The sequence below is a fragment of the Pseudoalteromonas sp. DY56-GL79 genome, from assembly GCF_041414765.1.
Taxonomy (GTDB): Bacteria; Pseudomonadota; Gammaproteobacteria; order Enterobacterales; family Alteromonadaceae; genus Pseudoalteromonas; species Pseudoalteromonas piscicida.
This window is the reverse complement of sequence record NZ_JANHZS010000014.1, coordinates 16,802-29,114: the sequence shown is the minus strand read 5'-3', so window position 1 is coordinate 29,114 and position 12,313 is coordinate 16,802. Positions and strand designations below refer to the sequence as shown.

Genomic DNA, 12,313 nt, shown 5'->3' with positions numbered 1-12,313 from the left:
TAATAAAAATAATATGTTAGTATTGCAAGGCAGTGTAAGGATTTTGAATCATGAATATAGAGTTACTAGTTAGCAAAGCCAAGCAAGTATGTGACAACCGTGGTGCACGATTTACTCCTATTAGAGAAAAAGTATTTAGACTACTCGCCTCTAAACAAGGTGGCGTTGGCGCATACGACTTACTTGAAGAGCTCAAGTTGACGGAAGCGGCTGCAAAACCCGCTACCGTATATCGTGCCTTAGACTTTCTTTCTGAGTTGGGTTTTATCCATAAAATTGAAAGTACTAATGCGTTTATGCTTTGCCATCACTTCGACCACACACATCCAGTGCAGTTACTGATCTGTGATAGTTGCGGTAACGTTCAAGAGTTACACTCAAACACGATCTCGCATGAACTGAACAGCCTAGCTGCAGAAACCGGATTTGTGGTTACAGAGCAAACCATCGAGGCTCATGGCCGTTGCGAAAAATGTAAAGATTAAGTGCAGTGAGCAAAAAAGCCCACTACACTTATCACTAAGAGCGACACTAATTTATTAAAAATGCGTAAGGGAAAGTCCATATGAATGTAGAGTTCATCAACCCCTTTTTATCATCTCTAATCAATGTATTGGCTACAATGGCGCAAACAGAATTGACGCCGGGTAAGCCAAAAGTGAAGAAAGACGAAGTCGCACAAGGTGATGTATCGGGTCTGATTGGCATGGTTGGTCCACAAACGAAAGGGTCATTTTCGATCACCTTTGAGGAGAGCCTAGCGCTAACCATTATGGAGCGTATGCTTGGTGAGCGCCCTGATTCCATTAATGAAGACGTCACTGATATGGTTGGTGAAATCACCAACATGGTCACTGGCGGTGCTAAAAACCTGCTCGGCGAAAAAGGCTACGAGTTTGATATGGCAACACCGGTTGTCGTTTCAGGCCCAGGCCATACCATCACCCATAAATGTGATGGCCCTAAACTTATTATGCCATTCACCTCTCCTGACGGTAATGCCAATATCGAAGTCAGCTTCGACAAACTCGCCTAACAGTTAAAAACACACGTTACTTTATGAGTTGGACTCAAAAACAAATTACCTTGAAGCCTCGAAAACGAGGCTTTCACTTGATAGACGACGAGATTATCTCTCAGCTTCCTGAACTACATGACTATCGTATAGGGCTGCTGCACCTGTTTATACAACACACCTCCGCTAGCCTAACAATTAACGAAAATGCCGACCCAACGGTACGTATGGATATGGAAAGCCACTTTAATCATTTTGTACCAGAGAGGCAAAGCTACTACCGCCATGACTATGAGGGCGATGACGATATGCCTGCACATATCAAATCCAGCACCTTAGGATGTGAAGTAACCATTCCCATTTCTGAAGGCCGCCTACATTTAGGTACTTGGCAAGGTATTTATCTCGGTGAGCATCGTGACCATGGCGGTGCAAGACGCGTTATCGCAACGCTTCAAGGTGACAGAACAGGCTAGGCACTCAAGCGCTTAGCCTTCGATGTATTCGTAGCTTACTCTTGGGGTGACGTTACACAGCAGCTCATATGGAATAGTACCTGCACATTGTGCTATTTCTTCTACGGGCAGGTTTGGTCCCCACATTTCTACTTCGTCACCAACTTGAATGCCATTAGGGTTATCACCAATATTCACACTGATCATATCCATAGACACGGTACCAACTATGCCATAACGCTGGTTACCAATAACTACTGGAGTGCCAATTTTAGCGTGTCTGGGATAACCGTCTCCATAGCCAACACCAATAACGGCAAGATAGGTGTCCTGTTCACATTGCCAACGTCCTCCATATCCCACCGCTTGATGCGCTCTCACCCGCTTGATGGCAATAACTTTAGTGGTTAAGCGCATGACTGGCTTTAAACCGTGTTGCTGGCCCACACGCGCAAGCATAGGAGAAACGCCATAAAGCATTAGGCCCGGGCGGATCCAGTCGCCATGAGATTCAGGCCAACCTATGATCCCCGCGGAGTTTGCCAAACACAATGGTGCGTGACTTTGGCCAACTAAAGACTTAAATAGCACTTGTTGTACTTCAGTTTTATTGTCTTTGATATCATCGGCACAAGCAAAATGTGTCATTAAGTGGATTTTATCAGCAACATTTTTTGAGCGCTTAAGGCGGGCATAAAATGCTTCAAACTCTTCAGGCTCAACACCGAGACGATGCATACCGGTATCTACTTTTAACCAAACGGTGAGCGGCGCATCTAAATTAGCACGCTCAATGGCTTCAAGCTGAGAAATGTCATGCACTATGGTTTGCAAATTATTGGCAAGTAGAATAGGTAAATCAGAAGGATGAAAAAAACCTTCTAACAGAACAATTGGTTTAGTAATACCACCTGTTCTAAGCGCGAGCGCTTCATCAACTCTCGCCACAGCAAATGCATCCGCATCTTGCAAATGCTGAGCTATTTTAACCAAACCATGGCCATAAGCGTTGGCCTTAAGTACCGCCATAATCTTACTTTGTGGCGCCAGTTTTTGCGTTAGCTGTAGGTTTTCTCTCAGCGCGGTTAAATCTATTTCAGCACTCGCTAGTCGCATTTCACTACTCAATTGACAGTTAATATTCGTCATCCATTGCTGGACCCGCATAGTTATCGAATCGAGAGTATTGACCTTGGAAGGTTAACCTAACCTTACCGATCGGACCGTTACGTTGCTTACCTATGATGATTTCGGCCGTGCCTTTGTCTGGACTATCGTCGTTGTAAACTTCATCACGATAAATAAACATGATTAAGTCGGCATCCTGCTCGATAGAGCCTGATTCACGTAAGTCGGAGTTTACTGGGCGTTTATCTGCACGTTGTTCTAGCGTACGGTTAAGCTGAGAAAGCGCGATAACTGGACATTGCAGCTCTTTGGCTAACGCCTTTAATGAACGAGAAATCTCGGCAATCTCAAGCGTACGGTTGTCTGAAAGGCTCGGTACGCGCATGAGCTGCAAGTAGTCCACCATGATCATGCTGATCCCACCGTGATCGCGTGCAATTCGTCTAGCGCGTGAACGCACATCCGTTGGCGTTAGACCAGATGCATCATCTATGTACATCTTGCCCTTTTCCATCAGTAAGCCCATGGTGGATGACAGGCGTGCCCAATCGTCATCATCTAATTGACCGGTACGTACCTTGGTTTGGTTGATACGGCCGAGTGAGGCGAGCATCCTCATCATGATCTGTTCTGAAGGCATCTCTAGCGAGTAGATCAGTACCGGCTTATCTTGCGTCATCGCGGCATGCTCAGCCAAGTTCATCGCAAACGTGGTTTTACCCATCGACGGACGCGCTGCAACAATGATCAAGTCAGAAGGCTGTAGTCCTGCCGTCATCTTGTCTAGGTCGCCGTAGCCTGTACTTACCCCGGTAACACCATCTTGTGGAGATTGGTAAAGTTCTTCAATTTTATCAACGGTTTTTTCTAGGATGCTGTGAATACTCTGCGGACCTTCAGTACTTTTAGTGCGCTGCTCAGCAATCTTAAATACCTTGCTCTCAGCTAAATCTAACAGCTCATGGCTATCTCGTCCCTCAGGATTAAAGCCTGCCTCTGCTATTTCATTCGCCACACCAATCATTTCGCGAACAACCGCACGCTCACGTACGATACTCGCGTATGCATCAATATTTGCAGCACTTGGCGTGTTTTTAGCAATCTCAGCAAGATAGGAGAAACCGCCTATGATTTCTAACTGGTTGTTCTTTTCTAGATTCTCAGAAATCGTGATTAAGTCGATAGGTTGACTAAGCTCTACCAGCTTTTCCATTGCTTCAAAAATCAGCTTATGGGTTCTGGTATAAAAGTCATGAGACACCACCAATTCCGCAACACGGTCGAAGGCTTCATTATCTAGCATCAAGCCACCGAGCACAGATTGCTCAGCTTCAATTGAGTGCGGTGGAACTTTTAAGGTATCGACTTGTATATCTGGTTTAGCCATATCACAACATTGAGAAATTGAAGGCCCTCTATTGTATCTGGTCTACCCATAAGTGCAAATAACAAAAGGCCAGAGTTTGGGGGAAACTCTGGCCTTTTGCTGTTCTTACTGCTCTATTGCTTCACTAGTTACGCTTTAGCTCAATATTGCCGCTAACGGTATCGATTTCTACATCTGCATTACCACCGTTAAGCACAAACTCAAGTGAGCGAGCTGGGCCATATTTGGCTTTTTTAACTTGATCTGAACTTAGCTCATTGGTGATATGGCCGCCTGAATGCGCGTTGATTTCAAACCTTGCCGATACATCTGCAGGGAAATAAAGCTCAATATCGCCACTAACGCTGTCCATATTTATATTGGCGTTATCCAGTAACTTTGCCGCATATACTGCAATTTCGCCGTTAACGGTAGATAAGCGCAAGTCTTTTAACTCTGCCATCTTTAACTCGACTTCGCCGTTGACGTTTTCCAAGCGCAGCTCGGTTGCAGTGGTTTGTGTTTTAATTTCGCCATTAACGGCGTTAAACCTTAGTTTACCGCTCGAAGCGATATCTTCAATGTCCCCATTGACGGTTTCAAACTGAATATTGCCATCTAAGTCACGACTATCGATATCACCATTTACCGTTTCTAATGCAATTTTGCCGCTGATTTTACTCGCTTTAATATTACCGTTGACTGTTTTGATACGGGCGCCCGCCGTTAAATCAGCAGCCTCAACGTCAACCACTACCCCTTCAAAATTCAATTCACTGCTACGAGGCATGGTAATGGTGAGTTTAGAACCATCACCCCCGCCCCAACTTTTATAGCGTCTTGGCATCTTCACGATAAACTCGGTTACCTCACCAGAGGTTTCTAGTTTATAACCCTCGGCTTTATCGTCTAACTCGCCTGTCACTTTGAAAACGTTTTTATCCCATGTTTTTATCGTTACGTCACCGCGCTGATTCTCGATGACAACTTTACCATTTGCAGGAACCGACAGTTCTTTATCGATAGATTCTCCGGCGAACACTATCGCAGGTAGCGCCGCTAGGCTAATAATTAATGCTTTCATCCTAATTCTCCTAAATTTGTTGCCAACGAGGTTGGTGAACCTTATTGATTAAGTCGAGTTGCTGCTGATAAACCTGAGCTAACATTTTTAACAGCGCAGCGTTCTCAGGATCTTGCTTTAAAGACAGCTTAATCGCTTGTTCCGCCTGCTCGAGCTCTTGCAATTGTGTCTGCCAATCAGAAGTCAGCGCTGGCTGCGTTTCATATTGAACCAGTAAAGACTGCTTTTGCTGCTCAAAAAAAGCGCTAATATTAGCCAATGAGTCTTGCTTAGGCTGATTCATAATGACTTGCCAAGCGAGTAAGCCCGCAATAGTACACGCAGCAATACCAGATAACTTTTGCCAATTATTTTGCTTTGGCGACTGCATCGGTTGTGCTTGATTGATTGCACGCTCAACGCCTTGCCATAAGTCACGTTGTGGCTTTGGCTGCGACTGCTCGTCATTCAGTGCGGTATGCATAAATTCATCAAAAGATGGTTTAGTCATTGTTGTACCACTCCTGTAATAAGTTACGTGCTCGGTGATATTGCGATTTACTCGACCCTACGGCCATGTTTAACATATTGGCAATTTCCTCGTGGCGATACCCTTCGACAGCATGTAATACGAAGACCAACCTGGCACGTTCCGGCAATCTGACAATGAGTTTATCTAGGCCATTTAGCTCTCCTAGCTGCTCAGCTCCTTGCTCATCCAGTCCGGATTGTTCAAAGCTTACGACCTTTTGTAACCAGTTTTTTTGCTTTCTAAGGTAGCTGATAGCAATATTACTGGTCACACTATGTAGCCAAGTCGTAAATTGTGATTGCCCTTTAAATTGGTCTATCTTTTGCCACAATTGCACAAAAACTTCCTGACATGCATCTTCTGCATGAGCGGGCTCAGCGAGCAATCTAAGACATAATGCATATACGCGATGGTGATGTTGCTCAAATAGTTCGCGAAATGCACCTTGGTCCCCTTGCTGGCACCTAGCCACTAGCGCATCGGTTTGTTCTTGTGTAAATGCCTCTTTGGCATTAATTATCATGCGTCTGTTCCTTTGGGTTGATTCCTTCATCTTCGCATATCGAATGGAACAAACAAAGTCACCAACGCTCAATTGCCAATTTCTACTTTTTATAAAGTACTTATTTAGACGCAGATAAAATCAGAAATGGTTTAAAAGGGTTGGAAAAAATTTTACTTTTTTATTTAGCAGCAAAAAGTGGAGCCTGACGCTCCACTCAGGAAAGTTACTCAGCGCTGTTAGCCTCGCTCTCGTCGGCAACTTGGTAAGGTTTATAGTGCCAGCCCTTAAAGACTAATTTCGGCTTTTGTCCCGGCGGCTGTACACCAATGCCTGCATTTTTTAATGCTTGATCAAAGTGGATCCCTGTACCACCGGTACCAGTAATCGATGCGCCTCGAACTGTACCGTACAATTGCCCACTGCCGTTCAACAGAATAGAAGTTAACGGTGAATAAATGGCAGCATATAAAGAAGACGCGCCGCTAAATACAAAACCATTAGGACCATCAAATGAAGAGTAAACGCTAAACACGGGCAGTTTGCTGTTCTTGGTTAAGCCTTCTTGCTCAGCAATAACCTTAGCACTTGCACCAATAGAAACTTTGCCGGTAGTGAACACGGTCAGAGAACTTTCTTTTTCTATCCAGATATGGGTGTCACCAGTTAATGTGAGGTCACCATCAATCAACCAAATCACATCGCCACCTGAGATCTTGATTTTGCCATCAGATCCTAACTTCAACCCTTTAAATGGAAACGCGAGCTGCGTTTTTTCTGTCGCTGTGCCGAGGTTTTGATCCACTCCTTGGAATAAATAAATGGTGTGCTCTTTGGCAACATACACGCTCGATCCATTACGCTCATACACTGCCTGTTTTGGTTTAAAATGTAAGATTTGTTGCGCGCCTACATTGAGAGGAGTAAATCGATTACGAGGATCGATAATGCTATCCATATTAAAGGGTAACGCCAAAGGATCACACTCTTTATTAGGCTTTGCAGGATCGTAGTCGGGAGAATCAGGATCGTACACCTTTACCGGCTCAACCACTAAATCAGCGACTCTAAATTTAGCATCGGAGTAATGCACACCATCTTGAACTTGCAAGCCAGTATCTTTAAATTGACCACTGCCAGTATATTGAATATCGAACGCATCGCCATTTTGGTTGATGATCTCAGCGCCCCACTCCATTTTCGCGTCACCCATGGCGCGCACATAACCTTGGATCTTGCCGCCTCTATGGGTAAAAAAGCCGCGGCTGTAGACATTACCTTCTACTCGAATACCACTTGATGACGGCGAAATATCTACCCCAGTATTTGATCTAACGTCACCCAAAATCGGTGAAGAACCTTTTAAATAAATCACACCAGATGCTTCAACATCGCCTTTAATCGGAGAGTGACCTGATAGCACCACATCTGCATCACCCACCACAGTGTGTACATCACCATCATGGCTTTTTGTTTCTTCGTAAGTGCCTTTCGATGAGTCATAGCTATCGACAGAGCCACTACCAGATAGGTTCACACCTTTACAACCAGTAACCGCATTTTGGAATATGGACTCTTTCGCTGCTGGCTGTAACTCGAAGCGCGCAACTAGCCGATGGTTCGCGTGATCACCATGACGCTGACCTAAGCTTTCAATTTCAAACTCATTGCCATTGGCATTAACCGAGATCTGATATTGCGAATCAGAGATCGTTCCACTCCCTGTTTTACTAATACCATTTATCAGCGCATTGACATCTTGTGGATTGCCACTTAACGCCGCATCCAGCTTTTGACGATATTCTCTGATCCCTTGTTCAGCCACTAATCTTGCATTAATGTCTTTTTGGAAGTTACCACTTAACCTTTCTTGTACAACACCTTCCTTGAGGGAAGCGAATACCACAACGCTAGCCATGCCGCCGAGCAGCATCACTTTAACCAGTGTAAAACCTTGTTGTTGTTTCATTGTATTAGCTACCTAATCCAGCGTAAAAATTCATCTGTATGCCTGTACCGTATTGTGTCGGAAAACTACTACCTTGTATTGTGACTGTAATTAACTGACCACTGGCATCGATTGCAAACGCGAGTCCAGTTACCCCTTTCAAAAGATTGATATCGCCAGTGCCGCGATCGCACACTAAATACCCATCTTGTAAAAAATAGCGCTCAGTGTAGTCAACCGTGGGGACACTGCCATCACAAGCGGGCACCCCAGCCAATTGCCGGACCGTAATATCGGTCGCCGTCACAGTAGGGATTTCCTGAGTTTGCTTGATGCTGCGCATCATCACTCGATTGGTATAGCGAACAATCTCTTGCGATGTTGCCAGCTGTTGGCTTGTCGTCACCGTTTCTTTTATCGACGTGTATGACGTTGCAATCCCAATCACTAATACTAATCCCACAACCATCGCGACCATGAGTTCCAGTAAGGTATATCCCTTTATTTGTTTCATACGCCTCCTCCTGGTGGTGGAGCGCAAGTATCCTCAACATTTGGGTAACTGGTAGTCAAAGAAATTTGGTTTTCAGCAGAGTTTTTTACCCGTTTATCTTCCCAACTCACTGTAAGCTGCATGTTATTGCTATATATTGGAGGCAGCACTAACGTAAAGCGACTATCCGTTGGATGTAGCTGTTGAATAAGCGGATTAGCGAGTGTCATATCATTGTTGTTATGTTGTAATTCACATAACAAAGGCCATATCCTCTCAATTGCATTCTGGCCATGAATTAACGCCATCGTGTATTGAAAGCTATTGGAGGCAAACTGTAATGACTTAAGCTGCGTCGCAGCAAGACCAAGCAACATTAGCCCAGCCACCAACATCGACACCACGACCTCAATGAGAGAAAACCCCTTACTTAACTGCAATTTTGTTCCGCCTCAGCTAACCAACTTTGACCACTGACCAGCACACATAAACGATAATCCTGGGTATCGGTAATGTTGTCGGTGATCAATATATTGTTTGTTGCCAGCACTTCGCCACTTTCACGCACAACTTGGTCAGCAAGTGCCACTTCTATCGAGCTATGCTTAATAGAAAACCGCCCCACTTCGGTCAATTGACCATTCTCATTGGTTTTCACAACCCAGTCACTGTCCTCAACGACCAGTGATACCTGTTGCTCACGTCGAACCGCTTCACTGCGGGCCAAGCGATATACCGCCTGCAGTTGATTAGCATGTGTCGTAAGTCTGTCTTGCTGAATTTGCTTTATAAAACTTGGCGCAGCTATCGAAGCTAAAATTGCAAGTATTGCCATGGCAATAAGCAGCTCAAGCAAGGTAAACCCTAAATGTCTATTGCCAGCAATCATTGTTCTTCGGTCCTTGTTCACCAAGATGGTTGATACTTAGCACACCACATTTATCAGTCGTTTGTGCTTTTCCCACTATTGGCGTGGCTGTAAATTGATATCCCAAATTACGGTACTGCCCAACTGCGCCATTTGGTTTATCAGTGGGAATATATTTAAACGTGTAGAATTTAGATTCAGGCAGATCTGTAAGTAAACTCGCATCAGGGTAGCCACTATTACGGCTGTATATGCGTTCAATCACCCCCGCCATTTCCAACATTTGCTGCTGTGCTTGCGAACGACGTCCATCCTGAACGTATTCCACATATGACGGATATGCCACGCTGGCTGTGATCGCCACTATTGCAACGGCAATTAATAGCTCCGTAAGCGTAAAACCTTTATTTACAGACATTTAATTATTCCACCACTAAATTGATAGCGCTGTCATTTTATTCCACTGTATGACAGACAAAAGACAAAGAAAAGGACTAACCTATAATATGTAAACATAACATGGAGCGAAAGTTTCTAAAAAGGAAACTTATTACACCACATTACAGCAGTATTGCCTTTTGATATAAGGCAAACTTTGAGCGAGAGGATCATCCATGTCACACCTTAAATTGGTATGAATAAGATTATTATTATGATTTTCTTCGAGGGGTTACTTAATTCAACCTAAAAGTTGGATACCAACAAAACCAATAGTATTAAGAATATCTGTTAACTAGGTTTTTACTATCCGAAACTCGGGATCATTTAGGTAAATTAAGTGAATAAAAAGCCGTGTATAAAAATACACGGCTTTTTTAAGCTCAATTAAAAATTAAGCTTCAGCAATTACGATTACTTTGATCGTAGCTGTAACGTCAGAGTGTACTTGGATAGCTACGTCGAACTCGCCAGTCTCACGGATAGTACCAAGAGGTAGACGAACTTCTGACTTAGAAACCTCAACACCTACTGCAGAGATAGCATCAGCAATATCGCGAGTACCGATAGAACCGAATAGCTTACCTTCGTCACCCGCTTTAGAAACTAGAGTTACTTCAGCTAGTGCTTCTAGTTTTTCAGCGCGTGCCTGTGCAGCAACTAGCTCTTCAGCGATTTTCGCTTCAAGCTCAGCGCGACGTGCTTCGAAAGTTTCAATGTTAGATTTAGTTGCAGGAACTGCTTTACCCTTAGGGAATAAGAAGTTACGTGCGAAGCCAGATTTAACATTAACCTGATCACCTAGGCTACCTAGGTTTGCAATTTTGTCTAGTAGAATAACTTGCATGTCTCTACACCTTTTAAAAACTAGTAATCAGCTGCTTACTTGTGTAAGTCAGTGTATGGAAGAAGGGCTAGGTAGCGAGCACGCTTGATAGCAGTTGCTAGCTGACGCTGGTATTTAGCGCTAGTACCTGTGATACGACTAGGTACGATTTTGCCACTTTCTGTTACGTAGTTTCTAAGAGTAGCCAGATCTTTGTAATCAATTTGTTGTACGCCTTCCGCTTTAAAACGGCAGAACTTACGACGTCTGAAATAACGTGCCATGAGTAATTTCCTCAATTAATTCTTTCAATATGTTGTGCGTGCAATACCAGCTGACTCAAGCCATTTCGGCTCTCGTGGCGATTTATAAAACCGCGAACTTGTAATGCTTGCCCAACGTATAAATGCTCAGTTTGGTTTCGGAACTGTTCTCCACTGGCAACCACTTGAATACGCACGTAGGCATTTCGAGTAAGGTCAGCCTCTAATTGCATTGATTTGTGCTCAAGTACAAATATGCAATGTGGGATCCCAGCTGGGCTTTGACTAAATTTAGGTGTTTTACAAATCACGCCCGAAAGCAGATATTGATTGGTATACAGGTCAACCTGATTACTCACCATTACCTCGAAAGGTTAGTCAAATCCGAAATCAACAACGATTAAGCAGAAGCTGCTTCTTTTTTCTCTTCTTTTGCAAGAGGAGACGCTTCAGTTACCGCGTTTTTAGTACGCATAACTAGGTTACGAAGCACTGCATCGTTGTAGCGGAAAGAAGTTTCAAGCTCGTTGATTACTTCAGTTGGTGCTTCAACGTTCAAAAGAACATAGTGTGCTTTGTGAAGCTTTTCGATTGGGTAAGCCAGTTGACGACGACCCCAGTCTTCTAGACGGTGAATAGTACCGCCAGCTTCAGTGATAGCACCAGTATAACGCTCGATCATACCAGGTACTTGCTCACTTTGGTCTGGGTGAACCATGAATACGATTTCGTAATGACGCATGGATATTCCTTACGGTTAGTATAGCCTTGTCCCGTTTCGGCCAGTCGGGGTAAGGCAAGGAACGATAATAGTAAGGCCGAAAGAGCGCGTATTTTACGCGTAGCATTAAAATTAAGCAATCAGTTTGTTATGAAAAATTGGTGGAATAAAGCTATATCTGCAAGGGGTTTTTAGAATGATTGAAAAATAAGAATATTTAGGAGAGTTGGAGCGGCACACGAGGTTCGAACTCGTGACCTCGACCTTGGCAAGGTCGCGCTCTACCAGCTGAGCTAGTGCCGCATTCCATAGTTAGCTCGTTATGTTGTCGGTAATAAAGGCAAGGTCGCGTTGATTACCTACTGCAGCTGAGCTAGTGCCGCATCACATTTTTTAGTTTATACACCTAAAGTAAGTGTTTGGAGCGGCACACGAGGTTCGAACTCGTGACCTCGACCTTGGCAAGGTCGCGCTCTACCAGCTGAGCTAGTGCCGCATTCCATAGTTAGCTCGTTATGTTGTCGGTAATAAAGGCAAGGTCGCGTTGATTACCTACTGCAGCTGAGCTAGTGCCGCATCACATTTTTTAGTTTATACACCTAAAGCAAGTGTTTGGAGCGGCACACGAGGTTCGAACTCGTGACCTCGACCTTGGCAAGGTCGCGCTCTACCAGCTGAGCTAGTGCCGCATTCCG

17 protein-coding genes and 3 tRNA genes are annotated in these 12,313 nt (G+C 44.2%); 3 read left to right on the top strand and 17 right to left on the bottom strand.

Features of this window, described 5'->3' with window-relative positions; all coding sequences use genetic code 11:
- Positions 1-50: 50 nt before the first annotated feature.
- The 3 genes from zur to NO992_RS11530 all read left to right on the top strand — a co-directional run bounded on the left by zur (position 51) and on the right by NO992_RS11530 (position 1,491).
- The gene (gene zur / locus NO992_RS11540) at positions 51-485 is read left to right on the top strand and encodes a zinc uptake transcriptional repressor Zur (protein WP_010368795.1); all 435 of its coding nucleotides are present in this window, start codon (positions 51-53) and stop codon (positions 483-485) included.
- Between the two features lie 80 nt (positions 486-565).
- A complete protein-coding gene (locus NO992_RS11535) occupies positions 566-1,036 on the top strand; it encodes a chemotaxis protein CheX (protein ID WP_010368796.1) in 471 nt (156 codons plus the stop codon).
- 23 nt (positions 1,037-1,059) lie between these two features.
- Complete coding sequence (locus NO992_RS11530) at positions 1,060-1,491, top strand: secondary thiamine-phosphate synthase enzyme YjbQ (protein WP_371377231.1); 432 nt, start codon at positions 1,060-1,062, stop codon at positions 1,489-1,491.
- 12 nt (positions 1,492-1,503) lie between these two features.
- Here the strand turns inward: NO992_RS11530 and alr are convergent, their stop codons facing one another.
- From alr to NO992_RS11445, 17 genes are all read right to left on the bottom strand, one after another.
- Positions 1,504-2,586 carry an alanine racemase gene (gene alr / locus NO992_RS11525; protein ID WP_371377228.1) on the bottom strand — a complete coding sequence of 361 codons (1,083 nt, stop codon included), beginning with the start codon at positions 2,584-2,586 and terminating at the stop codon, positions 1,504-1,506.
- Between the two features lie 19 nt (positions 2,587-2,605).
- Positions 2,606-3,985, bottom strand: a complete 1,380-nt coding sequence (dnaB, locus tag NO992_RS11520) for a replicative DNA helicase (RefSeq protein ID WP_039494088.1) — start codon at positions 3,983-3,985, stop codon at positions 2,606-2,608.
- A 124-nt stretch (positions 3,986-4,109) separates the two neighbouring features.
- Positions 4,110-5,048, bottom strand: a complete 939-nt coding sequence (locus NO992_RS11515) for a DUF4097 family beta strand repeat-containing protein (protein WP_349195108.1) — start codon at positions 5,046-5,048, stop codon at positions 4,110-4,112.
- Between the two features lie 10 nt (positions 5,049-5,058).
- Positions 5,059-5,538 (bottom strand): hypothetical protein, encoded by a 480-nt coding sequence (locus NO992_RS11510; RefSeq protein WP_017217223.1) that lies wholly within the window; start codon positions 5,536-5,538, stop codon positions 5,059-5,061.
- Positions 5,531-6,082 (bottom strand): RNA polymerase sigma factor, encoded by a 552-nt coding sequence (locus NO992_RS11505; RefSeq protein ID WP_371377225.1) that lies wholly within the window; start codon positions 6,080-6,082, stop codon positions 5,531-5,533. Before NO992_RS11505 ends, NO992_RS11510 begins: the two co-directional genes overlap by 8 nt.
- Positions 6,083-6,287: 205 nt before the next feature.
- Positions 6,288-8,030, bottom strand: a complete 1,743-nt coding sequence (locus tag NO992_RS11500; RefSeq protein WP_371377221.1) for a polymer-forming cytoskeletal protein — start codon at positions 8,028-8,030, stop codon at positions 6,288-6,290.
- Between the two features lie 4 nt (positions 8,031-8,034).
- Entirely contained in the window at positions 8,035-8,523 is a 489-nt protein-coding gene (locus NO992_RS11495) for a PilW family protein (protein WP_371377218.1), read from the bottom strand.
- A complete protein-coding gene (locus NO992_RS11490; protein WP_371377215.1) occupies positions 8,520-8,942 on the bottom strand; it encodes a prepilin-type N-terminal cleavage/methylation domain-containing protein in 423 nt (140 codons plus the stop codon). The genes NO992_RS11495 and NO992_RS11490 overlap by 4 nt, the downstream gene beginning before the upstream one ends.
- Positions 8,933-9,391: a GspH/FimT family pseudopilin gene (locus NO992_RS11485; protein WP_010368806.1), complete on the bottom strand. Its 459-nt coding sequence runs from the start codon at positions 9,389-9,391 to the stop codon at positions 8,933-8,935. Before NO992_RS11485 ends, NO992_RS11490 begins: the two co-directional genes overlap by 10 nt.
- On the bottom strand, positions 9,375-9,788 hold the full coding sequence (locus NO992_RS11480) for a type IV pilin protein (RefSeq protein ID WP_371377212.1): 414 nt from the start codon (positions 9,786-9,788) through the stop codon (positions 9,375-9,377). The genes NO992_RS11485 and NO992_RS11480 overlap by 17 nt, the downstream gene beginning before the upstream one ends.
- Positions 9,789-10,202: 414 nt before the next feature.
- The gene (gene rplI / locus NO992_RS11475; protein ID WP_010368808.1) at positions 10,203-10,655 is read right to left on the bottom strand and encodes a 50S ribosomal protein L9; all 453 of its coding nucleotides are present in this window, start codon (positions 10,653-10,655) and stop codon (positions 10,203-10,205) included.
- A gap of 35 nt (positions 10,656-10,690) precedes the next feature.
- The gene (rpsR, locus tag NO992_RS11470; RefSeq protein ID WP_002962753.1) at positions 10,691-10,918 is read right to left on the bottom strand and encodes a 30S ribosomal protein S18; all 228 of its coding nucleotides are present in this window, start codon (positions 10,916-10,918) and stop codon (positions 10,691-10,693) included.
- 11 nt (positions 10,919-10,929) lie between these two features.
- A complete protein-coding gene (priB, locus tag NO992_RS11465; protein ID WP_010368809.1) occupies positions 10,930-11,259 on the bottom strand; it encodes a primosomal replication protein N in 330 nt (109 codons plus the stop codon).
- A gap of 38 nt (positions 11,260-11,297) precedes the next feature.
- Entirely contained in the window at positions 11,298-11,639 is a 342-nt protein-coding gene (gene rpsF, locus NO992_RS11460) for a 30S ribosomal protein S6 (RefSeq protein WP_010368810.1), read from the bottom strand.
- A 206-nt stretch (positions 11,640-11,845) separates the two neighbouring features.
- Positions 11,846-11,921: transfer RNA gene (locus tag NO992_RS11455), tRNA-Gly, on the bottom strand.
- Between the two features lie 117 nt (positions 11,922-12,038).
- Positions 12,039-12,114, bottom strand: a tRNA-Gly gene (locus tag NO992_RS11450).
- Between the two features lie 117 nt (positions 12,115-12,231).
- Positions 12,232-12,307: transfer RNA gene (locus NO992_RS11445), tRNA-Gly, on the bottom strand.
- Positions 12,308-12,313 lie beyond the last annotated feature (6 nt).